Genomic DNA, 25,432 nt, shown 5'->3' with positions numbered 1-25,432 from the left:
ATTTTAAAGAAAGGATGGAATGACTTATGAAGAAGATTTTAGCGCTGGTAAATGAGTTTTTTAAGGAGTATTACGCAAGCTTTGCAGAGGAGCCGGTATTATAAAGAGGCCGAGGAAAATTGAATATGGAAACGAACAGTATAGACAATAATCAAAAGGGACTGTCCTTCTGAGGTGAGCGCGAAGCACATGGAAGAAGATGACAGTCCCTTTTCCTATATTTGCCTATGTTCTACGGGCATCCAGGGACACCCTTAGGGTGTTTCCTATATTTGCCCATGTTCTACGGGCATCCAGGGATACCCTTAGGGTATTTCTTCTGTCTGCCCGTGCGAAACTTTATTTCCCGGAAAAATAGATTCTGGTCTCGTCCCGGATTACATCCGCCAGCAGCAGAAGCCCCAGCAGATTCGGCAGCGCCATCAACGCATTCAGCAGATCTGAAATCTCGAAAATCATCGTAAGCTCCAGCATCGGTGCAAACACCAGCGTAAAAATCCAGCAGAGCCGATACGGGAACAATGCTTTCGGCCCGAACAGATATGTAAGACAACGCTCCCCGTAAAAGGACCATCCGAGAATCGTAGCATAGGCGAAGGTCACGATACTGAATAAGAGCACTGGCTGCCCAAGACAGGGAATGGCAGAAAAGGCCCGCCAGGTAAAGTTGCTGCCGGACAGGGCCACGTCGGAAGCCAAAAGGGCAGGCTCCCGGGCCAGCAGATGGCTTACAATGACTAGTCCCGTGATCAGGCAGACCACCAACGTGTCCCAGAAGGTGGCCGTGGAGGCCACCAGGGCCTGCCGCACCGGAACGGAACAGCGGGCGGCTGCAGCGGCCAGGGGCGCGCTTCCCATTCCGGCCTCGTTGGTGAAAAGACCCCGGGCTACCCCGTAGCGGGCTGCCAACAACAGGCCGGAGCCTGCCATGCCGCCTGAGACAGCCCGGGGCGCGAAGGCACATTTCAGAATCAGGCGGCAGGCTGGCAGCAGGAAAGCCCGATTTGCCACAAGAATCATAAGGCAGCCCAGCAGATAAAACAGGGTCATAAAGGGCACCAGCTTCTCGCAGACCCTGGAAATAGCCTGGTTGCCGCCAAAGATCACAAAGCAGGTGAGAAGTCCGACCGCCAATCCTGTGATAATGGGCGGAACCGGAAGCGTATCTGCCATGGCGTGCACCTGCACCGCGCAGCCGATACCAAAGGAAGCCAGCACGCCGCAGACCGCGAACAGGACGGCGGCAAATTTCCGGCGTAGCCCGTACTCCAGAACATACATGGGCCCGCCCGCAGGCTGCCCGTCCGGAGTGTACACCCGGAACTTAAGAGAGAGCAGCGCCTCCCCGTAGGTGGTTGCTATCCCAAAGAAACCGGTGATCCAGCACCAGAACACCGCCCCGGGTCCGCCGAGCGCCACAGCCGTCCCCATGCCGACGATATTTCCGACGCCCAGACTGGAGGCCAGAGCCGTGGTCAGGGAAGCAAAGGGCGAAAGCCCGCCGTCGCCATTTCCCGTCTCCGCGCCCACTGCGGCGTCCGGCGTCAGCGACAGCCGGATAGCCAGCGGAAGCTTCCGCTGAATCAGTCCCGTTTTCCAGGTCAGAAAAAGGTGCGTCCCGAATAAAAGCAGAAGCATAGGGATCCCCCAGAGGCAGTTGTTCAAAGCCTCCACAATCGCATAGAAAGTTGACATAAGATAGATACCCGAAGAAAAAATCTGATGTATTATATGAATAGCCGGAAAAATTATGCGAAAATGTGGCAACTTATCCTATACATCATGCTGCGAAATTTGATACAATAGGGATAAGTTCGAGGTAATTTGTAAAATTCCAGTTTCGAAAATACGGAGGTGAACCCCATGTACGGATGCCCAAACTGCGGCAGCGAGCTGCTGTATGATATTAAGCTTGGCAGGCTGAAATGCGGAAGCTGTCGCAGCAGCTTTGACGTGGACTCAATCAAGCGCGAGAAGGACGCAGAACAAGATCTGTACGAGATCCAGGCCTTTCGCTGCCCCCAGTGCGGCGGTGAAATCTACACCAATGATCATACCATCGCGGGCTTTTGCAGCTATTGCGGCGCGTCTGCGGTGTTGCAGCAGAGGACGGAGCAGATCAAGGTTCCGTTCCGCATTTTCCCATTTACTGTGGATAAGAAGGACTGCCGGAAACGGTTCCGGGAATTTATCGCCAAGTGCTCTTATGTGCCGGAGGAATACAAGAATCCGGAGGCCGAACATGAATTTCGCGGTATCTATGTGCCCAGTCATTCCTACGAGGCGGAGGCCGGGGGCGCGTATCAGCTGAAGGGAAAGACCACCACCTATACCGGTAAGAAAAAAGGAAAGCGGCACTATACAGTAAAGGAATGGAATATGAACGTCGAAGCCTCGGGTAAAGTGAGCGATATCACCCATGCGGCGTCCTCATCCTTCCCGGATGAGCAGAGCGAGTGGATTCAGGACGGAATAGACCGGGGTGGCGGGCGGCTTTTCGCGCCGGGCTTTCTCTGCGGTTTCTACGCGGATACCGCCGATGTGCCGCCGGAGGTCTACGAGCCCTACGCCCGGGCGGTGGCGGGCCAGCAGTTGGAAAATCAGCTCAATGATAATCTGGCCGGTATGGAAGCTACCCGTGCCACCTGTGAGCCGATTCTTCATATCCGGCATGCAGGCGACGTGTTGAAGCCGGTCTGGTTCATGTCCTACCGGAACGGTGGACGTGTGGCTTACGCAGCCATCGAGGGCCGGAATAAAAATATCAGCTGCGACGTGCCGGTAGATCAGAAGAAATTTACGAAAGTATCTCTGATTATTGCAGCCGTACTGTTCGTGGTGTTCAGCCTGTTTCAGGATCTGATGTTTACGGCGAAGACCATGCTGGGTATTACGGCGCTGTTTAACATGGTGCTGTGCCTGCTCTGGCATTCCAATATTCAAAAGCTGTACCGGCGTGAGATTGAGCGGGAATATAAAGTAAAGAAGAAGCATCGGAAAAAGCATCTGAACAACGATAAATGGCGGATAGCTCTGATTGTGGTGGCCTGCATTATCGGAGCGCCCATCGCAATTTTCCTGCTTGCCTTTATCATAGTCATTTTCAGCGATACCGCCTACATAGAGAGCAGCAAGTCACTGAAGATATTTTTGGCGCTGGTATCGGCGGCGTTTCAGCTGATAATTTTGCTGAAGGATATGCCGAAGCGGACGAAGCTCTGGAAAAATCGGACCCGGACCCTTCCGGCAGACTGGATTTGCCTGTTTGTGACGCTGCTGCTTGGGGTGACAGCTTATGTAAACCCGGTGGAGGACCTGTGGTATTACGGAGCGATTATGGCGGCTTTCGGCGTAGATATCCTGATGCTATTGGAAATCATCCGAGACTACAACCTGAGCTGTTCCCGGCCTATGCCGCAGTTCGAGCTTTATAAAGGAGGGCATAACCGTGAGTAGAATGAGAGAGAAAAAGCGCCTTCTTTGTAAAACAGGGATTGTGTGCGCGGTGATTTTGGGCGTCGGTCTGGGCAGTTTTTTCGTGGAAAGAATTTCGGCGGAAACAGCTGTGAAACAGGCGCAGACGTCTAAGGCAGAGGTGACAGAAAAGCAGCTCCCATCCTTAACAGCTACAGACGGTACCGGCTCCACCCGTAATCCCGACGAGCCGGAATATTATGACGGCCTGGGTTACGACGTCATTTACCGGGACAAGGCAGAATTGGTGGGAGACGACGAAAAGGAGGCGGTTCTGGCCAGCATGGAGCCTATCTCCGAGTACGCTAACGTCATTTTCTATACCACGGACGAATATGAAGCTTCCGACACGGCGACGGTCTGCGAGAAGATCTGCGCGGGTTACTATGGCAGCTCCAAGAAAGCGCCGGTGGTCATGTTCGCCATCGACATGTATAACCGGGAAATCTATCTGTATTGTACCGGCCCCACCCGCCACATTATTCGCAACCGGGACGCCAACTCCATTACGGATAATATCTACCGCCTGGCCAGTGCCAGACGCTACGATGACTGCGCCATCGGAGCCTTCGAGCAGTGTCAGCGTCTTCTCACCGGCAGCAGTATCCGGCGGCCCATGCAGCGTATCAACAACCTGTTCCTGGCGATTATCCTGGGCTTTCTGATCAATTATCTGTACCTGCGCATATCGCGGAGCATGACGGCGAGCAAAGAAAAATGGAACGTGAAGCCCTTCGAAACCAATAAATTCACCCTGAAGACCACGAAAGAGTGTATACGCACCTACACCTATACCGAATCCGAAAGCTCCAGCTCCGGCGGCGGTGGCGGCTTCAGCGGCGGCGGAGGCAGTTCCGGAGGAGGCGATTCCGGAGGCAGCTCCGGAGGCGGACACAGCTTCTAAAAGCGATAGAGAGAATTTGAAATTACCTTGACAGAAAATGCCGGTTTACACAGGCTTTTCTTCAGGGTAATTTTTATAGCAGAAAATGAAAAAGATAAAATTCTCAAAACTTTTTATAAAAGCGTGCCGTCTAATAGATAGAAGTGAAGAAATAGGAAGGAGAGCGTAACGAAAGATGAACACACCGTCTTTACAGCAAAAAGTGGAAGACCAGATCCTGGACAGCTACGAAGCCATGTACCGGCTGGCCTACACTTACGTAAGAAACGAAGAAGACGCCCTGGACATCGTACAGGAAAGTGTATATAAAGCCATAAAAAATGCGTCCAAGGTACAGCAGGAGAGCTACATCCGCACCTGGCTCTGGCGCATTGTGATGAATACAGCCGTGGATTACATCCGCAGCCGGAAAAATGAGACAGAACTTGATGCGGCAGGCGAGACCGGCAAAGAGGATACCTATCAGGACTTCGATACCCTGGAGGCCTTGAAAATTCTGGATGAGCGGGAAAAAGCAGTGGTGATCTTAAGGTTTTTCGAAGATCAGAAGCTGGACGACATCGCCCGTATTCTGCACGAAAATACGAATACCGTCAAAACCATATTGTATCGGAGCCTGAAGAAGCTCCGGGTTCAATTAACGGAAGGAGAGCTGCGCTATGAAGGATGAGAGGTTAGATAAAATGAATCAGGAATACCATGAGATTTTCATTCCCGCAGAGCTGAGACAGCGCGTAGAGACAGGCATCCGGGAAGCAAAAAAAGATATGGAAACGGAACGACAGACCACCATAGAAAGGAAGAAGAAGCCCATGAAAAAGAAAAATAATAAAATGATTACCTTTGCAAAAACCGTCGGAGGAGCGGTCGCAGCCGCACTGATCGCCATCACAGTTATGGCCAATTCCGGAGCAAGCATCGCCCACGCCATGGCGAAAATACCGGTCATCGGAGCTATCGCGGAGGTTGTCACCTTCCGGGAATATCAGGACAGCACCAATCAGATGTACGCCGACGTTAAGGTGCCGGAGGTAGAGGTGAAAAATGAAGACGGCACCGTCAATCAGGAAAGCACCAACGCCATCAACCAGAGCATCCAGGAATACACCGACGAGATCATTGCCCAGTATCAGGCAGACGTGGAGGCCGCAGATGGCCAGGGATATCAGGCAGTGGATCTGGATTATCAGGTGATTACCGATTCGGACCGCCTTTTCTCTATCCGCTTTGACAAGCTGGTAGTCATGGCCAGCGGCGAAGAAACAGTAAAAATATACCATATCGACAAGCAGACCGGTAAGATGATTAACTTAAGCGGTATCTTCAAAAAAGGCACGAACTTCATCGATCCGATTACAGCGAATATTAAGGAGCAGATGAAGGAGCAGATGGCTGCCGATGAGAATGTCACTTACTGGCTGGACAGCGATATTCCGGAATGGGATTTCAAGTCTATTACAGCGGACACCACCTTCTACATCAACGAGGAGGGCAGGCTGGTTATCGTATTTGACGAAGGAGAAGTGGCTCCCATGAGCATGGGCAGCGTGGAATTTGTGATTCCCACCGAGGTGATTCAGGATATTGTGCAGGATGGGTTCGTGCAGTAAAAGAGTATAAAAAATATCTCCTGTAGCGATGCAGGGGATATTTTTTTATACTCATGCACTTTCGAAAATATAAAATAATTACATTTTAGAGATGAGATGACAGAATGGGGGCTCAATGCAGATAAAGTCGTTTTTCTACAAAATCGATCTGGTCGGCGGTGATACGATGCGCCTGTTCCAGATCCCGTTTCTTCATGGCAGCCGCAAGCTGAATATGCATATCGAGAGAATTCTCCAGATTAGAACGTCCGTCTATCAGGAGATCTCTGCGAAGCCGGTTAAATACATTTTCAAGGGCGGAGATGAGATATACATTTTTTGTGAGCCTGGCGATAGAAAGATGAAAAGTCAGGTTCAGCGCATGATATTGGTTATAGAAATCCGGATCGTCCGGATCGATTTTCTGATTGGCCAGTTCAGAGATTTTGTCCAGTTCAGAGTCGGAAGCAAATCGTATCGCGTATTCCACGGCCCCGCATTCCAGAATGGAGCGGTACTGGCAGAGCTGCTGCAGCTCGGAGAACGAAAGCTTGCGGATGAGATAGCCCTTTCTTGGAATCTTATCGAGGATTCCTTCCTGGCACAGGGTATTTAATGCTTCCCTTGCAGGGGTCCGACTTACCTGAAAGTGTGCGGAAACTTCTGCTTCTGTAATAAAATGCTCGTCATAAACAAAATTATTAATGTCATTTCGAAGCTGTTCCAGAATCGTCTCCGTGGCGGAAAGATTTTTCTGATTCAAAGTCAATGCCATAGCTCTACTTCTCCTAAATTCTTTAATAAACAGATGAATTTAAATTTATTATAAAGGTATTTCAGACAAGTATCAATGGGAGAACGGAAAATTTCAGAAAACCTATTGACCATTATGTATTTCTGCGATATACATGTGATATACATATATACAAACGAAATCACAGGCTTATGTAGAGGGTTTTTTATAGTAGAAGAAAGGGATAATTTTAATGAAACGAATATTACTGATTCTGACAGGCGGAACTATTGCGTCGGTAGATACGGACGAGGGTCTCCGCCCGGGGATTACCCCGGAAGATCTCCGGAAAAGTCTTGCGGAGATCACGGATTTCTGCGAGATTGAGATTCTTCCGTTGCTGAACGTGGACAGCACCAATATTCAGCCGGAGCACTGGCAGATGATTGAAAAGGCTGTAGAAGAAAACTTTGACAATTATGATGGTTTTGTAATCACACACGGGACGGATACCATGGCATATACGGCTGCGGCTCTGTCCTACATGATTCAGAATCCGCATAAGCCCATCGTGATCACAGGTTCTCAAAAACCGCTGGTGAAAACCATCACCGATGCGCGCAAGAATTTGAGAGACAGCTTCCGCTTTGCCTGCGAGGAAAATGTCAATGGTGTCTATCTGGTATTTAACGGCGAAGTGATTCTGGGAACCAGGGCCCGTAAGGTCCGGTCTAAGAGCTTCAATGCCTTTGACAGCATCAACTACCCGATAGCGGCTTTCGTGGACAATGACCGGGTGGTGCGTTACGTGGAGCTGAAGGGCGAAGATAAGCCGGTCAGCTTCTCACAGAAGCTGGCACCGAAGGTTTTCTTATTGAAGCTGGTACCGGGTATCAAACCGGATATTCTGGATTACATTGGGGATAATTATGACGCGGTTATCATTGAGAGTTACGGCGTAGGCGGCATTCCCTTTGCGGATGAGCGGAATTTTCTGGATAAGCTGGAAAGCCTGACACGGAAAAATTGTATTGTGGTGATTGCGACGCAGGTTATGCTGGAGGGCAGTGATGTGGAGCTCTACGAGGTGGGCTTTAAGGCGATGTCGCGCTATCATCTATTGCAGGCTTATGATATGACGACGGAGGCGCTGGTGGCGAAGCTGATGTGGCTGCTGGGGAAGGGGTATGATTTTGATACCTTTCAGAGGGAGTTTTATGCGCCGGTGGCGAATGATCTGTTGCGGGGGCAATAATAGGATAATGCTATGAGAAAGAGGGGGAGTGGCTGCAGTGGGCAGCACTCCCTGTTTGATTATGTTAGTTAGGACGGACGGGCAGGGGCTTTGTTGTTTTCCGTGTTCATCGTTTATCGGACGCAGTATGCCACCCACGGACGCGAGGTCCGCAGGTGGCATACAGTGTCCGATAAAACGCTGTACATTGGAGAACTACAAAGTCCCTGCCCTGTTTTGTCGATAGTATGTTTCATTACCATTAGTGTGGGGAAAATTTTCGCTTGGTCTCCGGCTGTCTTAGTTGCCGTGATCTTCGAGCCACTTTACGATCTCCGGGAACTCCATGAAATGGGAAGCTTTTACCAGAATGGAGTCACCCTGCATCAGCAGCAGCGGCAGCGCCTCGAAGAGAGCCTCTTTTGTATCAAAGTGTTTACAGATAAGATTACCGTCCGGATCTTTTGCATGTACGCCTTTTACTAGCTCTTTGGACAGCTCGCCTACGGCGAAGATGGCGTCGATCTGGTTGTCGGCGGCGTGGCAGCCTACGTTGTAATGGAGTAGCTTTTCGTTTTCACCCAGCTCGCCCATATCGCCGAGGATTGCTACTTTACGACCCAGTGCATTGGTCAGCACGTCCAGGGACGCGGCCATGGAGACTGGGTTGGCGTTATAACAGTCGTCGAGGATATCCCATTTGTCCGTATGGATCAGATGGTTTCGACCGCTGACGGGCTTCAGAGTCTCGATTCCGGCCCGGATCTCGTCCAGGGTCAGACCCAGTGCCAGGCCTACGGCTGTGCCGGCCAGGGCGTTGTAGACCATGTGGTGGCCGGGTATCGGAATGGTGGCGGTGAAGCGGCCTGCTTTGGTCACGAAGTCGCAGCGGCTACCGGCCAGCCCTAAGTTTTCCACGTTTTCGGCGTAGAGATCCAGAGAAGGATCCAGGCCGAAGAAGGTCGGCTGCGGGGTTCGGCTTTTTAGTGTGATGAGTTTATCGTCGTCGCCATTTACAATGATCTGCGCGCCTGGCATGGCCTGGTCGAACATTTCGGTTTTAGCCTTCAGGATTCCGTCCCGGGTTTTCAGGTTTTCCAGGTGGCAGAGACCGATATTGGTGAGAACGCAGACAGTCGGCTTTGCCATGCTGGCAAGCGTGGTCATTTCTCCAAAGTCGCTGATTCCCATTTCCAGGACTGCCGCTTCGTGTTCTTCTCGGATGCGGAAGATGGTCAGCGGCAGGCCGATTTCGTTATTGAAATTGCCTTCGGTCTTCAGTACGTGAAAATGCTGTCCGAGAATCGAGGCAATCATTTCTTTTGTGCTGGTCTTGCCTACGCTGCCGGAGATCCCCACCACCGGAATGGTCAGAGTGCTGCGGTAGCAGGCTGCGATGGCCTTGATGGCTTCCAGTGTGGAAGAAACCTGGATATAGGGTCCGGCAGGCTGCTCCGGCGCGTCCTCACAGAGGACGCAGGCTGCGCCCTTGGCGAAGACGGACGGAATGAAGGTATGGCCGTCAACCCGCTCGCCTTTTACGGCCACGAAGAGATAGCCGGGCTCTACTTTGCGGCTGTCAATGACCACGCCGTTTACCTCGACAGTTTTTAAGCTGTCATCGCCCACATAGGTACCGCCGCAGGCTGTTGCAATTTCTGCTAAAGACATATGCTTCATCATTTATACCTCTTGATTTTTCAGGGAAACCTGAATCAGCTTTTCGCACAGATCCTCGAAGGACATGCCCAAAGCAGCAGCCTCCTGGGGCAGCAGGCTGGTGGGCGTCATACCCGGCAGCGTGTTGGCTTCCAGGCAGTACATTTCCAGGGTTTCTGTATCCAGCATGAAGTCCATGCGGGCATAGGAGCGCATGCCAAGTGCTTCAAATACCATCTCTGCGTAGTGCTGCATTTTCTGAGTCAGCTCTTTGGGCAGATCTGCCGGGCAGGTCTCGATGGTACTTCCGGCCTGGTATTTGTTTTTATAATCATAGAAGCCGTGAATCGGCGCAATCTCGATAATCGGGTAAGCCTTGCCGTCTACTACACCCACAGAGAACTCGCGGCCGGAGACGAACTGTTCAATGATGACGTCGTCGCCGAAGGAATAAGCATCGTCAAGAGCCTTCTGCAGCTCCTCGGGCTTCTCCACCCGGTAGGTTCCCACGCTGGATCCACCGCAGGTGGTCTTTACCATGCAGGGATAGGGGACAGTGGACGGGTCAATCTTCTGACCGTTCTTAGCGGTGATTCCCTTCGGGGTCGGGATTCCTGCCGCACGGAACATCTGCTTGGACAGGCTCTTATCCATGGCGATAGCGCTGCTCAGATAATCGGTTCCGGTATAGGGAATGCCCATCAGATCGAAGGTGGCTTGTACGCGGCCATCTTCGCCGTTGGCTCCGTGAAGTCCCAGAAATACAATGTCAGCCATATCGCAGAGCGCCAGCACATTGGGACCGAACAGGCTCTTGCCGCCGTCCTTGCGGAGCTCCTTCAGATGAGACAGATCCGGCTGTTCTGCAGAGATGGCGGTTACATCCTTATCCCATTCCACATTTGCCTTAAAAATATCTTCATTGATAGCCAGGTCACCTTCATAGCCCAGATACAGATCAACCAGAATGGCATCATGGCCTTTCTTTTTCAGTGCGCGGTAAATATTGCTTCCGGAAATCAGGGATACATCACGCTCGGTGCTGGTTCCTCCGGCTAAAACTACGATTTTCATAATATCCTCCTAATTATAACAATGCCTTATTCTTATCCAACATTGTCTGAATCTTCTGCTGGGTATAAGCACCCAGGAATTTTTTCTCTTCTTTGGAGAGCTCGGAGACCAGAATCGGCTCGCCGTACTCCAGAATCACATGACAACGGTGGATAAACGGGATGTGATCCTCGAAAATCTCCGCGGAATTGGTAATGGCCATGGGAATAATCGGACAGCCGGTCTTCTCAGCCATCTTCATGCTGCCTTCCTTAAAGGGAAGCAGCTCATCGTGGTGATTTCTTGTTCCCTCCGGGAAAATGCAGATGGAGATTCCATTTTTAATATATTCTATTCCCTTGAGAATCGTTTTCAGTCCGGCCTTAATGTCATCCCGATCCAGGAACAGGCAGTAGAGATTCTTCATCCAGTCCCGTAAGAGCGGATAGCGCAGCATTTCGATTTTGGCCACATAGCCGGTAAGCCTCGGACAGCGGGCGTAGGTCATCACCACGTCGAAATAGCTGCGGTGGTTGCCCACATAGAGCACCGCTTTGTCCTTTGGCACATTTTCTTCGCCGATGACTGTGAGCTTTACGCCGGTCATGAACATGATTAGCTTAAACGCGCCCTGCACCAGGCGAAGAGAACTGTAGTCCTTCCATTTTTGGCTAAATTTTCCAATTACCCACTCAATGAGCAGAAGCGGAATTCCAAGAATCAGAAAGCCAAAAAGCACAATTGCTACAAGTATTAAACGTATCATGGCAGCCTCCTATCGTCCGAACAATTCCGTCATCTGGCGCAGTCCGCCGGCCATGCCGGGGTTCAGTTCGCCTTCGCGGAAACGCCATTCCCAGTTGTGTTCTGCAGTTCCCGGCGTGTTCATGCGACAGTCGCTGCCCACCTTTAGAAGATCCTGTACCGGGAAAATGGCGTAGCGGGCAACGGTGCCCAGGCAGATCCGGATGAAATCCCAGCTGACGCTGGAAGCGTCGGTGTTCATATAGCGGCGTACCTTGTCACGGGCATATTCGGATGTGTGCTGATACCAGCCCACGGTGGTGTCATTATCATGGGTTCCGGTGTAGCAGATGCAGTTGCGGGTATCGAACTGGTGGGGCAGGAAAGTACTCTCGCCGCCCTCAAAGGCGAACTGCAGAATCCGCATTCCGGGGAAGTTGAACTGGTCGCGAAGCGCTACCACTTCGGGCGTAATCAGGCCCAGATCCTCTGCGAAAATGGGAAGGTCGTCGCCCAGCTCTTTCTGGATGGCCAGAAACAGATCCACGCCCGGTCCCTTTTTCCACTCGCCGGTCATGGCTGTCTCAGCGTCCACCGGAACCTCCCAATGGGCCTCGAAGCCCCGGAAATGGTCGATGCGCACATAATCCACCTGGTCAAGCTGATGCTTTACCCGGTCGATCCACCAACGGTAGCCCTCTTTTTTATGTTCCTTCCAGTCGTAGAGCGGATTGCCCCACTTCTGGCCGGTAGCGCTGAAATAGTCGGGCGGAACGCCTGCCACTGCGGACGGATAACCCTTGGTATCCACCTGGAACAGCTTCCGGTTGGCCCATACGTCGGCGCCGTCGGGGGATACGAAGATGGGAATATCGCCTACGATGGCAATGCCTTTGTCGTTGGCATATTTTTTCAGCGCATACCACTGGGTATCGAACATAAACTGCAGGAAAGCCTGATAATGGATGCCCATTTTCAGTTTCTCCTCCCAGAATGCCCGGTTCTGCTTATCCAGATTCCGCAGGGCCTCGGGCCATTTGGTCCAGGGGAGATTGTCCTGCTCCTCCTTCAGGGCCATGTAGAGGCAGTAATCGGCGAGCCAGTCCTCATTTTTCTGGCAGAATTCATCGTAGTTTTTCTGAAGATCCGAATCCTCAGACTTTTCGAAGCACTCAAAGGCCTTCTTATAAAGGGGATACTTGTATTCGCGTACCCGGTCATAATCCACCCGACCCGGGTCGAAATTCGGAATATTCTGCAGGTCGCCCTGATCCAGTAGTCCGGCCTTCAGAAGCAGCTCAGGGCTGATGAGAAGCGGTTCGCCCGCAAACACGGAATAGCCCTGATAGGGTGAGTTGCCGAATGAGGTGATGGGTACCATGGGCAGAATCTGCCACAGATGTTGCCCGCTCTCGGCCAGAAAATCTATGAAATCATAGGCGCCCTTTCCAAAATCACCGATTCCGTAGGGGGACGGGAAGGAAGTTGGGTGTGCCAGAACGCCGCTGTACCGGTAATTGGTCGGATCCTCGGCGGTAGTCATTTTTAAACGCATAATTCTCCTCCTTGGGGTGAAGCTTCACCTTCCGCTATTATAATAAAAAAGCCATGAAAAAACAAGGATTACGGGGGATTTCCCTAAAATATCAGTCGCCGGGAAGGCACAGGCGGGACAGAAAAGGGAATGGGACGTGCCCGGGCGCCATAGATATAGATAAAGACAGGGAGGCGGTAAAAAGAAAATGACAGGAAAACGGATGATAGCGGCAATTTTTATGCTGTTGCTTTCCTTAAACTTTATCGGCTGTAAAATGCAGACCAATGCCACAAAAAAGCTTTCCGATCTGGATTACACCATCGTATCGGGACGGGAGCTGCCGGATGAACTTTACGATATTCTGGAGGAAAAGAAAACCGAAAGCTTCAAACTGACTTATGAGGAAAACGACGGGCTGTATCTGTGCGTGGGATACGGACAGCAGGAGACCGGCGGCTACAGCATCGCAGTAAATGACCTGTACCTGACGGAAAATGCCATCTATTTCGACACCAGTCTCATCGGTCCGGGACCGGAGGAAGGAGCCGGGAAGGAGAAAAGCTTTCCGTATCTTACGGTGCGAATCGCTTATCTGGATAAACCGGTGGTATTTCAGTAAAACCGGGCATAGATTAGATAAAAGGAAAATAAGGAGGCAGAAATTTATGGAGCTTGTCCGCAGAACCATCCGTATGACCAGACAGAAGGGAAAAGCGGTCAGTCAGATGACGCTGGACGATGATTATAATATTCCGGAGACCATGCCGGATGTGAGTATGATTGTACAGGAGAAAGGCGATCTGGAGATCGGGGAAGTCCGGGTAGAAAATGGCCGGGCGCTGATACGCGGAAATCTGCGTTTTTATGTCCTTTATCTTGACGATTCAGATGAGGGCGGTCTACATAGCGTCAAAGGACAGATTCCATTTGAGGAAAATATGAATGTAGAGGGGGCGAAAGACGGCGACAGCCTGAAGCTGAACGGCATCCTGGAGGATCTCTTTGCAGTTCTCATCAATTCCCGGAAAATGGGAATTAAGGCTGTGGGAACCCTGGAGCTGACTGTGGAGGAGCTGGCGGAGGAAGCCCTGACCACAGCCCTGGAGGGCGGGGAACAGGCGGAAATCCGGACCGAGCACCGGACGGCCGCGGCTCTGACGGTGCAGAAGAAAGATACCTGCCGCATTAAGGATGAAATCATTCTTCCGGCCAATAAGCCCAATATCCGGGAACTCATCTGGCAGGACGTGGCCTTACGCGGCATGGAGCTTCGACCCGGTGAGGATGAAATCCTGATCAAGGGTGAGCTGGGGGTATTCGTACTCTATGAGAGCGAGGAAACGGAGCAGAAAACCGGATGGCTGGAGCAGAGCGTTCCCTTTAACAGCCATATTGATGTTCATGGCAGCAGGGAGGGCATTGCGGCCAGTCTGGGAGCTGTGCTGGCAGGGGCGGAGCTGGAGGTGAAGCCGGATTACGACGGTGAGCTGCGGGTGCTTCATGTGGACGCGGTATTGAACCTGGATATCCGCATGTATGAGGAGGAAGGCGTCGATCTGGTGGCTGATGTATACAGCCTGAAAAAAGAGCTGATTCCGGAAAAGGCGGAGACGGACTACGAGCGCCTTCTGATTAACAGTGCTTCCAGGTGCCGGATATCGGGCCGGATGACCACGGAGCAGACGGATATGCAGATTCTGCAGATTTGTCACAGCAGCGGAGAGGTGAAGCTGGATGACTGTACGGCTGTGGAGCAGGGACTTCGGGTAGAAGGCGCCGTACAGGTGGAAGTGCTTTACATCACCTCGGATGACAGCCATCCGATTCTATGTCGGAAAGAAGCAATTCCATTTGAGCAGCTTATCGAGGTGCCGGGCATGACAAAGGACAGCGTCTGGTATCTGGATGCTATCCTCGACCAGCTTGCGGTGGATATGGTCAGCGGGACGGAGATGGATGTGAAGGGTGTGGTACTGCTGCAGATCCTGGTGCTGGCAAAGGAGCGGGCGGAGCATGTGGTGTCCGTGACAGAGGAGCCGCTGGATCTGACGGCTCTGAAAGCGCTGCCTGCTTTTGTGCTTTATGCGGTACAGCCCGGCGATACGCTATGGGAGATCGCGAAAAGCTGTCGCAGCACGGGAGAGCGCATCTGTGAAATCAACGGCTGCGCGCCGGAGGAGATCCGGCCCGGAAAGAAGCTGATTCTGATAAAAGAAGTGCGGTAACTATTCAGAACAGCCCGAAGCACTAGCTGCTGAGGGCGTATGAACATGATTTGGGAGTGCAAAATCCCATCGGCGAAGACGATTTTCATGGATTTTGCATTCGTAACTGGTCAGGTACTGAACAGTTACGAAATACAATAAGAGACAGGAAAATGGAAAGAGATGGGGGTAAAGATTTCTTGCATTTTACCCCCATTTTTGCTATACTGTGTATACAAAAAACACAGGAAGTACAATACTATGGATAAGATGCAGTTAAAAGCACTGGCAAAGATCAATCTGGGCCTGGACGTGCTCCGGAAAAGGGAAGACGGATATCACGACGTACGGATGATTATGCAGACAGTGCGTATTTTTGATCGTCTTGCGCTGGTGAAGCAGGACAAAGAAGGAATCCGGGTCAGAACGAATCTCTACTATCTGCCCGCCAATGAAAATAATCTGGTATATAAGGCTGCGAATCTGCTATTTGAGGAGTTTGACATTCCGGGCGGACTTTCCATTGATTTGAAGAAATATATCCCGGTAGCAGCAGGTATGGCAGGCGGAAGCTCCGACGCGGCGGCTGTTCTCTACGGCCTGAACCGCATGTACGGTCTGGGCCTGTCCCAGGAGCAACTCATGGAGCGCGGTGTGAAGATCGGTGCCGACGTGCCCTATTGTATCATGCGCGGAACCGCCCTGGCTGAGGGTATCGGAGAGAGGCTGACTTCCTTACCGCCCATGCCGCCCTGCAACATTCTGGTGGCCAAGCCAGGTATCAGCGTATCGACCAAATATGTCTATGAGAACCTGCATGCCAATGATTTAAGACCGGAGCAGCATCCGGATATCGACGGCATTCTGGACGCCCTGAAAAAGCAGGATCTCCGGGGTATGGCAGAGGCCTTACGGGACGGCAATGTACTGGAAACAGTGACCGCGAGTGCCTACCCGGTCATCGGAAAGCTGAAAGAGACTATGGAAGAGAACGGAGCGGCTGTAGCCCTGATGAGCGGCAGCGGTCCCACCGTATTCGGTATTTATGAAGATCGGATGCAGGCCCGCAGAGCGATGGCGGCCATTCGCAAAAGCCGCCTGGCGAAGCAGCTGTTTCTGACCACACCGTATAATAACAACAGGAGGAATGGCTGATGAGTCAGGAAATTAACGCAACTATGAATGAATATCTTCCGCTGCGGGACGTGGTATTTCAGACCCTGCGGCAGGCGATTTTAAGAGGCGAGCTGGAACCGGGCGAACGTCTGATGGAGATTCATCTGGCAGACCGTCTGGGCGTAAGCCGTACGCCGATCCGTGAGGCCATAAGGAAACTGGAGCTGGAAGGTCTGGTTGTGATGATTCCGAGACGGGGAGCCATCGTGGCCAGCATTACGGAAAAGGATTTGAAGGATGTGCTGGAGGTGCGGCGCACACTGGAAGTAATGGCGGCGGAGATCGCCTGCGACCGGATTACGCCGGAGCTTCTTGATGAGCTTGCCGAGGCCGGTGAGGAGTTCCGCAAGCTGAAGGATTCCGACGATTACACCAGCCTGGCGGCGGCGGACGTGAAGTTCCACGATATCATTTACGCGGCTACGGACAATCAACGCCTGATCAGTATTCTAAACAATCTGCGGGAGCAGATGTACCGTTACCGTCTGGAGTACTTAAAGGATACGCACAGCCATGAGAAGCTGGACGGCGAGCATCAGGCCATCTTTGAGAACATCAGGAATGGTGATAAGGAAGCCGTGTGTACCATGGTAGGACAGCATATCGATAACCAGAAAGAAGCAATTCTGGCCGCCATCCGGGAAAATGAGAAAAAGAAAGCGGAGAAGGCATAAAAGCTTCGCATAAAAAGCAAAAAACAGGGTATCCTCTGGAAAATGATTTTCAGGAGGAGCCATGAATATAATAAAACAAATACTTGAAAATAAATGGAAAAAAGATATCGAAACTTATGTCAGAAGGCATGGGGAGCTTGCATTGCTTATCTTATCGCTGCTTCTGGGAGCGGCGGGAACCTGCCTGTACGCTGGATATGTACAGAAATCGAAGCCTGTCCGCGTAGAGCAGACAGCCTGGTGGGGCGGCCTGTACCCGGATTACTGTATGCCGGGGGCGGCGGAAAAAGAAGTGCGGATCCGGTTTCGATATCTCACATTTTTGAACCAGAAAGAGCCGGAGGCTTATATAGGAGAAACAGATGAATGATTTAAGAGAGGCCCCCATCGGCGTCTTCGATTCCGGAATCGGCGGCCTGACGGTGGCGCGGGAGATTATGCGTCAGATTCCGGAGGAGCGGATCGTGTACTTCGGAGATACGGCGCGGGTTCCCTATGGAAGTAAAAGCGGTAAGACGATTATCCGCTATTCCTGTCAGATTGCCCGCTTTCTAAAGACCAGAGGCGTGAAGGTCATCGTGGTGGCCTGCAATACAGCCAGCGCCTACGCGCTGGAGGCACTGCAGCAGGAGATGGATATCCCGGTGATCGGCGTGGTGCGTCCGGGAGCCCGCGTGGCAGCCAGAGAGAGCATCGGCGGTAATATCGGCGTCATCGGTACGGCGGCTACCGTGGGAAGTCATATTTATCAGAAATACATACAGAGCCTGCGTCCTGAGGCACAGGTGTTTGAAAAGGCCTGTCCCCTGTTTGTACCCCTGGTGGAAGAGGGCTGGCGCAAGGATCCGGTGACCCGTATAGTGGCGGAGCGCTATCTGCAGGAAATGAAGGAACGAAAGGTTGATACGCTGATTTTAGGCTGCACCCATTATCCGCTTCTGCGTTCCATGGTGGCAGACATTATGGGACCGGATGTGGTGCTGGTGAACCCGGCCTATGAGACGGCGATGGAGCTGAAGCAGCTTCTTAGACGGGAGAATATAGAGAATTGCGGCGGCAGTAAGATCGAGGAGAATCCCTATGAATTCTTTGTCAGTGATCAGGCGGAAAAGTTCCGGACCTTCGCGGATTCCATTCTGCCCATTGATATTACAACGGCGAAGCAGGTTCCGATCGAGGAATATTAGAAACAGAGGTGTATCAGAGGTGAAAAAAGAGATTCTGCTGAGTATTGCAGGTCTTCATATGATAGAGGAAGAGGACGGTAATGTGGAGGTCGTTACAGCCGGGGATTATTATAACCGGAACGGCAAGCATTACGTGGTCTACGATGAGGTTGTGGAAGGCTTAAGCGGTCATATCAGCAACACCATTAAAATTGGGGACAATTCCCTGGAGGTTATGAAGCGGGGACTGACGAATACCCGGATGATATTTGAAAAGGGAAAGAAGACTTTAACCCGTTATCAGACGCCTTATGGAATTCTGGATCTTAGCATTCTGGCCAGAGATGTAAAGGTGGAAGAGACGGAGGATGCCATTGACGTGGCGGTGGATTATGTGCTGGAGGTCAATGAGGAGCATCTGGCTGAATGCAATATTAAAATGAATATCCGGCCCCGGGAGGCGGGAAACTTAAGTCTCCAGACGCCGGAAGCATAAAAAACAGGAGTTCTGAATCGGAACTCCTGCTTTGCTTTTCGCATTATTTACTTGTTAAACAGACGCTTGAAGAAGCCTTTTTTCTTCTTCTCCGGCACTTCCAGTCCGCCGCGGGCGCTCTTAATCTCGGTGATGTAGATACCGCTGACTACGACCTTGACTTCCTTTTTAACCGGAAGCAGTTCAAATACCTGCGCGTCGCAGGCAAGGGTCATGATCCTGGGACCAACCTTGGCTTTGACGATGGGCATCTTGTTCCGGCGAAGAAGCTTCGGGGTCTGCTCAATGACCTGCTCCGGCAGGCCTGACTGGGACAGCCTCAGCTTTTTCTTGTCGATGATCAGCATGCTGACGGTCTGTGCTACTGCGTCCATCTGCTCCTTCTGGGCGATCTGACGGCGCTGCGCTTTTCTTCCTACAAAATAGAGAACCACCAGCGCCACAACCAGCACCAGCAGAATCACGATTAATGCGATGGTAAGCTTTGACATAAACTTATTCCTCCTGGGTCATTCACATGAGTGATATTATAGCAGTTTTTATGGTAAAGTGCAAGGAAAAATGGTAGAATGCAGGTAACAGTTCAATACAGCCTGAAGACAGGAAAGTCGTAACAGGAGATGAGTGTATGGAAATTCTGATTTGGCTGGGACATTTTCTCATCCGGATGGCAAATTTCTGGATGGAGCATCTGATTTTTATTAATATTATACTGTCGATTGTCATTGTATTTTTCGAGCGCCGAGATCCGAAGACCGTGTGGACCTGGCTGCTGGTGCTGTATTTTATCCCGATTCTGGGCATCTTCCTGTATTTTATTATCGGTTATGATTTTCATAAGAGACAGATGTTCCGGACAAAGGAAATCGAGGACGCCATGTGTTCGGCGGTAAGGGGGCAGGAGGAAAGCATCTTTCGGGACGAGTTCGCGCCCAGCGATCCGCGTCTTCGGAAGTTCTCGGACACAGTACTGATGAATCTGGAGGCGGCGGACGCGGTCTACACAGCGGACAACGATGTGGAGATATACACCGACGGCAAAGAGAAGTTCCGGGCGCTCTATGAAGAGATTGAAAAGGCAGAGAAATTTATTCATATTCAGTACTATATTATCCGAAATGACGAGCTCTGGAAGCCTTTTGAGGAACTGTTGGCGCGAAAAGTAAAAGAAGGCGTAGAAGTCCGCATCCTCTATGACAGCATGGGCTGTCGGAGTATGAAGCACTCGGACTGGAAGCGGATTCGATCTCTGGGTATTCATGTGGGCGAGTTTTTTCCGGCTATTCTCGGAAGCCTGCAGCTTCGTGTAAACTATCGAAATCATCGGAAAATCGTAGTAATTGATGGGAAAACGGCCTTTGTTGGGGGCTTCAATATCGGACGGGAATATATCGGACTGTCGCCGAAATTCGGATACTGGCGCGACACCCATCTGCGCATCCGTGGAAGCGCGGTGCTGGCTTTGCATATCCGGTTCATTCTGGACTGGAATTACGCGACAAAGCAGAATCTGTTTGCCCGTGACAGCTATTTCACTTACCGGCCAGAGGAAAAGCCGGGCAGCGAAGCCATCCAGATTATTTCCAGCGGACCAGACTCCAAGTGGCAGAATATCCGCAACGTCTACCTGAAAATGATCAGCAAGGCCCGAAAGAGTATCTACATTCAGACTCCATATTTCATTCCGGATAACGCAGTGCTGGACGCCCTGCGGATCGCGGCCATGTCGGGCGTGGATGTGCGGGTGATGATTCCCTGTAAGCCTGATCATCCCTTTGTGTACTGGGCGACCTACTCCTATATCGGTGATCTGCTGGCAGCCGGGGTCAAATGCTATACGTATGATAACGGCTTTCTGCACGCCAAGGGCATGGTGGTGGACGGCCTGGTCAGCTGTTACGGCACCGCTAATATGGATATCCGAAGCTTCAAGCTGAATTTCGAAGTCAACGCAGTCATTTACAGTATCAGAATAGCCCGCCGGATGGAGGAGATTTTTCGGGAAGATCTGAAGGTCTGCACGCAGGTGACAGAATATCTCTACGGAAAGCGTTCTTGTCTGGTGCGGATCAAGGAACAGTTTTCCAGACTGTTTTCGCCGGTTTTATAAGGATTTAAGAAAGGCTTAAGAAACCTTTTCTTGCCCGTGGGCAGAAAATATGATATGGTAGGAAAAACGGTATCCGTGTTCAGATAGACAGAGGGGAGTTTGACTTCGGATTCGGACAAAGAATAAGAGGAGAATATACAATGAGAAAGAAATGGATTACGGCTGCACTGGTGTGTACCCTGGTACTGACCGGCGGCTGTGGAAAAAGCAAGAACGCAGAAGCAGACAATAGCAGTACAGATAGTACGGCTTCCGGCATTGCGGGACAGTATCCGGACAGTAAGATTACAAAGCTTGGCAATTATAAGGGCGTGGAGATTGCGAAGGAGAACGTGGAGGTAAGCGACGATGAGGTGCAGTCTGAGATCGATAACCTGCTGGCTTCCTATCCGGAATATCAGAAGCTGGACAAGACAACGGTAGAGGACGGCGACTGGGTCAATATCGATTTCGTGGGTAAGAAGGACGGCGAGGCTTTCGAAGGCGGTTCCTCCAGTGAGGGCGGATATGATCTTCTGATTGGTTCCGGCTCCTTCATCGACGGCTTTGAGGACGGTCTGATTGGTAAAAATGTGGGTGACAGCTTCGAGCTTCCGCTGACCTTCCCGGATACTTACACGCCGAACCCGGATCTGGCCGGTCAGGACGTGGTATTTGATGTGACGATCAATGCCATCGAGGAGCAGGTGGATGCGGAGTGGAACGATGCCTTCGTGCAGAAGAACACTGATTATGAGACTGTGGACGAGTATGTGGCAGCCACGAAGGAGAGCCTGCAGCAGCAGAAGGATTCCGATAAGGCTTACTACGTGATGGAAGCCATTGTAAATGATTCCGAGTTTGAATATGCGGATTCAGATGTACAGGCGCTGGTGGATACCCAGAAGCAGCAGTATGAGCAGTACGCATCCTATTTTGGTATGAGCCTGGATGATTTTCTGAGCAACAGCGGCATGACCGATGAGAAGCTGGAGGAGAACGCAAGGTTCCAGATCGGCTGCACCCTGGCCATCGACGCCATCGGTAAGGCTGAGAACATGACCGTATCCGACGAGGAGTACCAGAGCGGCCTGGAGGAACTGGCAAGCCAGTACGGCGCAGAGTCCGGCGAGGCCTTTGAGGAGCAGTACGGCAAAGAGGACGTCGAAAACAGTATTCTGTATGATAAGATCATGGATTATGTGGTAGACCAGGCAGTCGTAAAATAAAGCAGAAAATGTCAGAGAATGTAAGGCGCTTCCGAATATCGGGGGCGTCTTATTTTTGTGTCAGGAAATGCAGAAGTTTGTCATAAATAACTTGACAAATGCGCCCATCTGTCATACCTTTACAGGAGAAGATAAATGATAATATTTCTCAATAAGACAAAAGTAAAAGAGGCAGAGTATGACATTAAGAGAATTACCGATCGGGAAGACCGCCACCGTCGTTTCAGTAGGCGGAGAGGGAGAGCTGCGGCAGCATTTTCTGGATATGGGATTGATTCCCCAGGGCGAGGTGACCATGGTGAAGCTGGCCCCCATGGGAGATCCCATGGAGCTTCGGATTCACAGCTATGAGCTGACCCTGCGTCTGGCGGACGCGGAGAAAATCGAGATTGAAAATATCCGGGACGCGAAAGAACAGAAGCCCAAAGTAAAACGGGAAGCTATCGATCATCCGGGTCTCGGCGAAGGTGGAAAGTATCATTTTAAAGAGACAGAAAATCCCCTTCCGGAGGGAACGCTGCTGACCTTTGCGCTGGCAGGCAATCAGAACTGCGGAAAGACCACCCTGTTCAACCAGCTGACCGGTTCCAATCAACATGTGGGTAACTTCCCCGGCGTTACCGTAGACCGAAAGGATGGCGCTATCCGCGGAAAAGAAAATACCCTGGTGACGGATTTACCGGGTATCTATTCCATGTCCCCCTATTCCAGTGAGGAGATTGTAACCCGAAATTTCGTGCTGAATGAGCATCCGAAGGGAATCATCAATATCGTGGACGCCACGAATATTGAGCGGAATCTGTATCTGACCATGCAGCTCATGGAGCTGGATATTCCCATGGTTCTGGCTTTAAATATGATGGATGAGGTCCGGGAAAACGGAGGCTCCATTCTCATCAACCGCATGGAGGAGATGCTGGGTATCCCGGTGGTTCCCATTTCAGCCGCGAAAAATGAGGGTATTGACGAGCTGGTGTCTCATGCCCTCCATGTGGCAAAATATCAGGAGCGCCCCCAGGAAATCGACTATTGCGACGCCAATGAGGACGGCGGCGCGGTACACCGCTGCCTGCACGCCATTATGCATCTGATCGAGGATCACGCCAGGGAAGCGCAGATTCCGGTGCGGTTCGCGGCGTCCAAGCTGGCAGAGGGCGACAAGCTGATTCTGGAAGCGCTGCATCTGGATCAGAATGAAAAAGAGATGCTGGAGCATATCGTAACCCAGATGGAGACCGAACGTGGTCTGGATCGGGCGGCGGCCATTGCCCACATGCGTTTTGATTTTATCGAGAGTGTCTGCGATGAGACGGTGGTAAAGCCTCACGAGAGTAAGGAGCATCTGCGCAGCGTCAAAATTGACCGGATTCTGACGGGCAAATATACAGCCATTCCCTGCTTTGTGGGAATTATGGGCCTGGTCTTTTATCTGACCTTCGGTGTCATCGGCGCATTTTTGTCGGATCTGCTGGATCAGGGCATTACTGCGCTTGGAACCGCTGTAGATCACTGGCTGACGGTAGGCGGTGCCAGCGACGTCATCCATTCTCTTGTGAGCGATGGTATCTTTAACGGCGTGGGAAGTGTGTTGAGCTTTCTGCCGATCATTGTCACCCTGTTTTTCTTCCTGTCCCTGCTGGAGGACAGCGGTTATATGGCCCGCGTAGCCTTCGTTATGGACAAGCTGCTGCGTAAAATCGGTCTGTCCGGACGAAGCATCGTGCCTATGCTGGTGGGCTTCGGCTGTACGGTGCCGGGCGTCATGGCCAGCCGTACCCTGCCCTCTGAGCGTGACCGGAAAATGACCATTCTGTTGACGCCCTTTATGAGCTGCTCGGCGAAGCTTCCAATCTATGGCTTCTTTGCGGCGGCCTTTTTCCCGGGAAAAGCGGCTCTGGTGATGATTGCCCTGTATTTTGGCGGAATCGTGATGGGAATCCTGATGGCGCTGCTGCTGCGTCACACCATGTTCAGCGGCGAGGCGGTCCCCTTTGTTATGGAGCTGCCCAACTACCGGCTTCCGGGCGCAAAGAACGTGGGACATCTTTTATGGGATAAGGCAAAGGATTTCCTGCAGCGCGCATTTACCGTTATCTTCATGGCGACGCTGGTAATCTGGTTTCTACAGACCTTCGATCTGCATCTGACCCAGGTAACGGATTCCCAAAACAGTATCCTGGCCCATGTAGCCGGTGTGATTGCGCCGATCTTCAAGCCCATGGGCTTCGGCGACTGGCGGATCTCCACAGCACTGATTACGGGCTTCCTGGCCAAGGAGAGCGTGGTATCTACCCTGTCCATCCTGTTTGGCGGAACCGGAGCGTTACTGAATGTCCTGACTCCGCTGGCAGCAGTAAGCCTTTTGACCTTCTGCCTGCTTTATACGCCCTGTGTGGCAGCCATTGCTTCCATTAAGCGGGAGCTTGGCGGAAAATGGGCCGTGGCAGTTGTGATTCTCCAGTGCGTAATTGCATGGATAGCGGCGTTTGCGGTACACACGGTGGGGATGCTGCTGTAATGTTGTATACAATGTACTATCATTCCCCTGGGAGAGAAAAATAAAATATGAGTTTTTTGTTGGGTATTATTTATCTTTCTTTTATCAGCCTGGGACTGCCGGACGCCCTGTTAGGTTCGGCATGGCCGAATATGTATCCGGAGTTTCAGGTTCCGGTGTCCTACGCAGGTATGATTTCCATGATCATTGCGTTTGGAACGATTTTGTCCAGCCTGCAAAGTGATCGCCTCACCAGACGCTTTGGAACGGGTAAGGTGACGGCGGCGAGTGTGGGGATTACCGCACTGGCGCTGTGGGGCTTTTCCGTCAGCCACAGCTTTCTCCAGCTGTGTTTATGGGCGAGTCCCTATGGACTGGGAGCGGTACTTACCGGCGGAGCCGCGTGGAATAAGGGATATCGGGTTATATCGCTTTTGCAGATTGTACTTACGGCAGTTTTGATCATCAGTCTCCCCAAGTGGAAGGAAGAGAATCCTGCGGGAGAGGAAACAAAGGGTGGGAAACCGCTTACCTTCAGGGAAATTATTTCCATTCCGGGGGCAAAGGCAATCATGCTTTGTTTCTTCTGCTATTGCGCTGTCGAACAGACAACGATGCTTTGGGCAAGCAGCTACTTGAATCTTGCAAAAGGAATTGACGCCAAAACAGCTGCTTCCTTTGCCGGAATGTTTTGGAGCAGAACGTTCGCAGGCCATGATAGGAGTCCAGATGGCAAGCGCCTATGTCGGCATATGTCTGATGCCACCCTTCTTTGGTCTGCTTGCAAATCACATATCGATCCGGATACTTCCTCTATACTTGCTGCTTTTTCTTGTAATTATGGGAATAATGTATGAATTGTTGAATAAGAAATAAGAAAGAGGCTGCCGCACGAAACTGATATGTACCCAGAATCCTGGACACATTGATTTATGAATTAGGCACAGCAACACATGGATGCTTTCCTGTATTTT

General features: G+C 51.4%; 22 protein-coding genes and 1 pseudogene. 16 read left to right on the top strand and 7 right to left on the bottom strand.

The window, feature by feature from the left end; all coding sequences use genetic code 11:
* Nucleotides 1–339: 339 nt before the first annotated feature.
* Entirely contained in the window at nt 340–1,695 is a 1,356-nt protein-coding gene (locus ACESZP_RS16215) for an alanine/glycine:cation symporter family protein (protein ID WP_499709735.1), read from the bottom strand.
* 168 nt (nt 1,696–1,863) lie between these two features.
* Here ACESZP_RS16215 and ACESZP_RS16210 point away from each other — a divergent pair, with 168 nt between their 5' ends.
* The 4 genes from ACESZP_RS16210 (at nt 1,864) to rsiV (ending at nt 5,988) form a co-directional block, all read left to right on the top strand.
* Entirely contained in the window at nt 1,864–3,456 is a 1,593-nt protein-coding gene (locus ACESZP_RS16210; RefSeq protein WP_499709733.1) for a TFIIB-type zinc ribbon-containing protein, read from the top strand.
* Nucleotides 3,449–4,378 carry a hypothetical protein gene (locus ACESZP_RS16205; RefSeq protein WP_499709731.1) on the top strand — a complete coding sequence of 310 codons (930 nt, stop codon included), beginning with the start codon at nt 3,449–3,451 and terminating at the stop codon, nt 4,376–4,378. Before ACESZP_RS16210 ends, ACESZP_RS16205 begins: the two co-directional genes overlap by 8 nt.
* 202 nt (nt 4,379–4,580) lie before the next feature.
* Entirely contained in the window at nt 4,581–5,048 is a 468-nt protein-coding gene (locus tag ACESZP_RS16200; RefSeq protein WP_499709730.1) for a sigma-70 family RNA polymerase sigma factor, read from the top strand.
* Nucleotides 5,038–5,988, top strand: coding sequence for an anti-sigma-V factor RsiV (gene rsiV / locus ACESZP_RS16195; RefSeq protein ID WP_178038261.1), 951 nt, complete (start codon nt 5,038–5,040; stop codon nt 5,986–5,988). Before ACESZP_RS16200 ends, rsiV begins: the two co-directional genes overlap by 11 nt.
* Nucleotides 5,989–6,100: 112 nt before the next feature.
* Here rsiV and ACESZP_RS16190 read toward each other — a convergent pair whose 3' ends face one another.
* Nucleotides 6,101–6,742 (bottom strand): GntR family transcriptional regulator, encoded by a 642-nt coding sequence (locus tag ACESZP_RS16190; RefSeq protein WP_178038260.1) that lies wholly within the window; start codon nt 6,740–6,742, stop codon nt 6,101–6,103.
* A gap of 211 nt (nt 6,743–6,953) precedes the next feature.
* On the opposite strand from ACESZP_RS16190, the gene ACESZP_RS16185 reads away from it, so the two are divergent.
* A complete protein-coding gene (locus ACESZP_RS16185; RefSeq protein WP_499709729.1) occupies nt 6,954–7,955 on the top strand; it encodes an asparaginase in 1,002 nt (333 codons plus the stop codon).
* A 279-nt stretch (nt 7,956–8,234) separates the two neighbouring features.
* On the opposite strand, the gene ACESZP_RS16180 is transcribed toward ACESZP_RS16185, so the two are convergent.
* From ACESZP_RS16180 to malQ, 4 genes are read right to left on the bottom strand one after another with little or no spacing between them, the layout of a single operon-like run.
* On the bottom strand, nt 8,235–9,614 hold the full coding sequence (locus tag ACESZP_RS16180; RefSeq protein WP_499709763.1) for a UDP-N-acetylmuramoyl-tripeptide--D-alanyl-D-alanine ligase: 1,380 nt from the start codon (nt 9,612–9,614) through the stop codon (nt 8,235–8,237).
* Between the two features lie 3 nt (nt 9,615–9,617).
* A complete protein-coding gene (locus tag ACESZP_RS16175) occupies nt 9,618–10,667 on the bottom strand; it encodes a D-alanine--D-alanine ligase (RefSeq protein ID WP_178038258.1) in 1,050 nt (349 codons plus the stop codon).
* A 13-nt stretch (nt 10,668–10,680) separates the two neighbouring features.
* Nucleotides 10,681–11,412, bottom strand: coding sequence for a lysophospholipid acyltransferase family protein (locus tag ACESZP_RS16170; RefSeq protein WP_499709728.1), 732 nt, complete (start codon nt 11,410–11,412; stop codon nt 10,681–10,683).
* Nucleotides 11,413–11,421: 9 nt separating this feature from the next.
* Nucleotides 11,422–12,945 carry a 4-alpha-glucanotransferase gene (gene malQ / locus ACESZP_RS16165; RefSeq protein WP_499709726.1) on the bottom strand — a complete coding sequence of 508 codons (1,524 nt, stop codon included), beginning with the start codon at nt 12,943–12,945 and terminating at the stop codon, nt 11,422–11,424.
* Between the two features lie 187 nt (nt 12,946–13,132).
* Between malQ and ACESZP_RS16160 the strand changes: the two genes are divergently transcribed.
* From ACESZP_RS16160 to ACESZP_RS16130, 7 genes are all read left to right on the top strand, one after another.
* The gene (locus tag ACESZP_RS16160) at nt 13,133–13,546 is read left to right on the top strand and encodes a protease complex subunit PrcB family protein (RefSeq protein ID WP_349163871.1); all 414 of its coding nucleotides are present in this window, start codon (nt 13,133–13,135) and stop codon (nt 13,544–13,546) included.
* Between the two features lie 46 nt (nt 13,547–13,592).
* Nucleotides 13,593–15,152 carry a DUF3794 and LysM peptidoglycan-binding domain-containing protein gene (locus ACESZP_RS16155; protein ID WP_499709725.1) on the top strand — a complete coding sequence of 520 codons (1,560 nt, stop codon included), beginning with the start codon at nt 13,593–13,595 and terminating at the stop codon, nt 15,150–15,152.
* A gap of 240 nt (nt 15,153–15,392) precedes the next feature.
* Complete coding sequence (gene ispE, locus ACESZP_RS16150; RefSeq protein WP_349163869.1) at nt 15,393–16,286, top strand: 4-(cytidine 5'-diphospho)-2-C-methyl-D-erythritol kinase; 894 nt, start codon at nt 15,393–15,395, stop codon at nt 16,284–16,286.
* Nucleotides 16,286–16,981: an FCD domain-containing protein gene (locus ACESZP_RS16145; protein ID WP_178038253.1), complete on the top strand. Its 696-nt coding sequence runs from the start codon at nt 16,286–16,288 to the stop codon at nt 16,979–16,981. The genes ispE and ACESZP_RS16145 overlap by 1 nt, the downstream gene beginning before the upstream one ends.
* A 61-nt stretch (nt 16,982–17,042) precedes the next feature.
* Nucleotides 17,043–17,351, top strand: a complete 309-nt coding sequence (locus ACESZP_RS16140) for a hypothetical protein (RefSeq protein ID WP_178038252.1) — start codon at nt 17,043–17,045, stop codon at nt 17,349–17,351.
* A complete protein-coding gene (murI, locus tag ACESZP_RS16135; protein ID WP_349163866.1) occupies nt 17,344–18,168 on the top strand; it encodes a glutamate racemase in 825 nt (274 codons plus the stop codon). The genes ACESZP_RS16140 and murI overlap by 8 nt, the downstream gene beginning before the upstream one ends.
* A 19-nt stretch (nt 18,169–18,187) precedes the next feature.
* A complete protein-coding gene (locus ACESZP_RS16130) occupies nt 18,188–18,643 on the top strand; it encodes a DUF1934 family protein (RefSeq protein WP_178038250.1) in 456 nt (151 codons plus the stop codon).
* Nucleotides 18,644–18,690: 47 nt separating this feature from the next.
* Here the strand turns inward: ACESZP_RS16130 and ACESZP_RS16125 are convergent, their stop codons facing one another.
* Nucleotides 18,691–19,134, bottom strand: a complete 444-nt coding sequence (locus ACESZP_RS16125; protein WP_178038249.1) for a hypothetical protein — start codon at nt 19,132–19,134, stop codon at nt 18,691–18,693.
* Between the two features lie 137 nt (nt 19,135–19,271).
* Here ACESZP_RS16125 and cls point away from each other — a divergent pair, with 137 nt between their 5' ends.
* The 4 genes and pseudogenes from cls (at nt 19,272) to ACESZP_RS16105 (ending at nt 25,334) form a co-directional block, all read left to right on the top strand.
* Nucleotides 19,272–20,753, top strand: coding sequence for a cardiolipin synthase (gene cls, locus ACESZP_RS16120; protein ID WP_499709724.1), 1,482 nt, complete (start codon nt 19,272–19,274; stop codon nt 20,751–20,753).
* Nucleotides 20,754–20,893: 140 nt separating this feature from the next.
* Nucleotides 20,894–21,961, top strand: a complete 1,068-nt coding sequence (gene tig / locus ACESZP_RS16115; RefSeq protein WP_499709722.1) for a trigger factor — start codon at nt 20,894–20,896, stop codon at nt 21,959–21,961.
* Nucleotides 21,962–22,139: 178 nt separating this feature from the next.
* Nucleotides 22,140–24,479, top strand: a complete 2,340-nt coding sequence (feoB, locus tag ACESZP_RS16110) for a ferrous iron transport protein B (protein WP_499709720.1) — start codon at nt 22,140–22,142, stop codon at nt 24,477–24,479.
* 47 nt (nt 24,480–24,526) lie between these two features.
* Nucleotides 24,527–25,334: pseudogene (locus ACESZP_RS16105) on the top strand (MFS transporter).
* Nucleotides 25,335–25,432 lie beyond the last annotated feature (98 nt).

Source organism: Candidatus Dorea massiliensis AP6, from assembly GCF_964245105.1.
Lineage (GTDB): Bacteria > Bacillota > Clostridia > Lachnospirales > Lachnospiraceae > Laedolimicola > Laedolimicola intestinihominis.
Note: the sequence above shows the minus strand (reverse complement) of the source record. Positions and strands in the feature narration are given on the sequence as shown.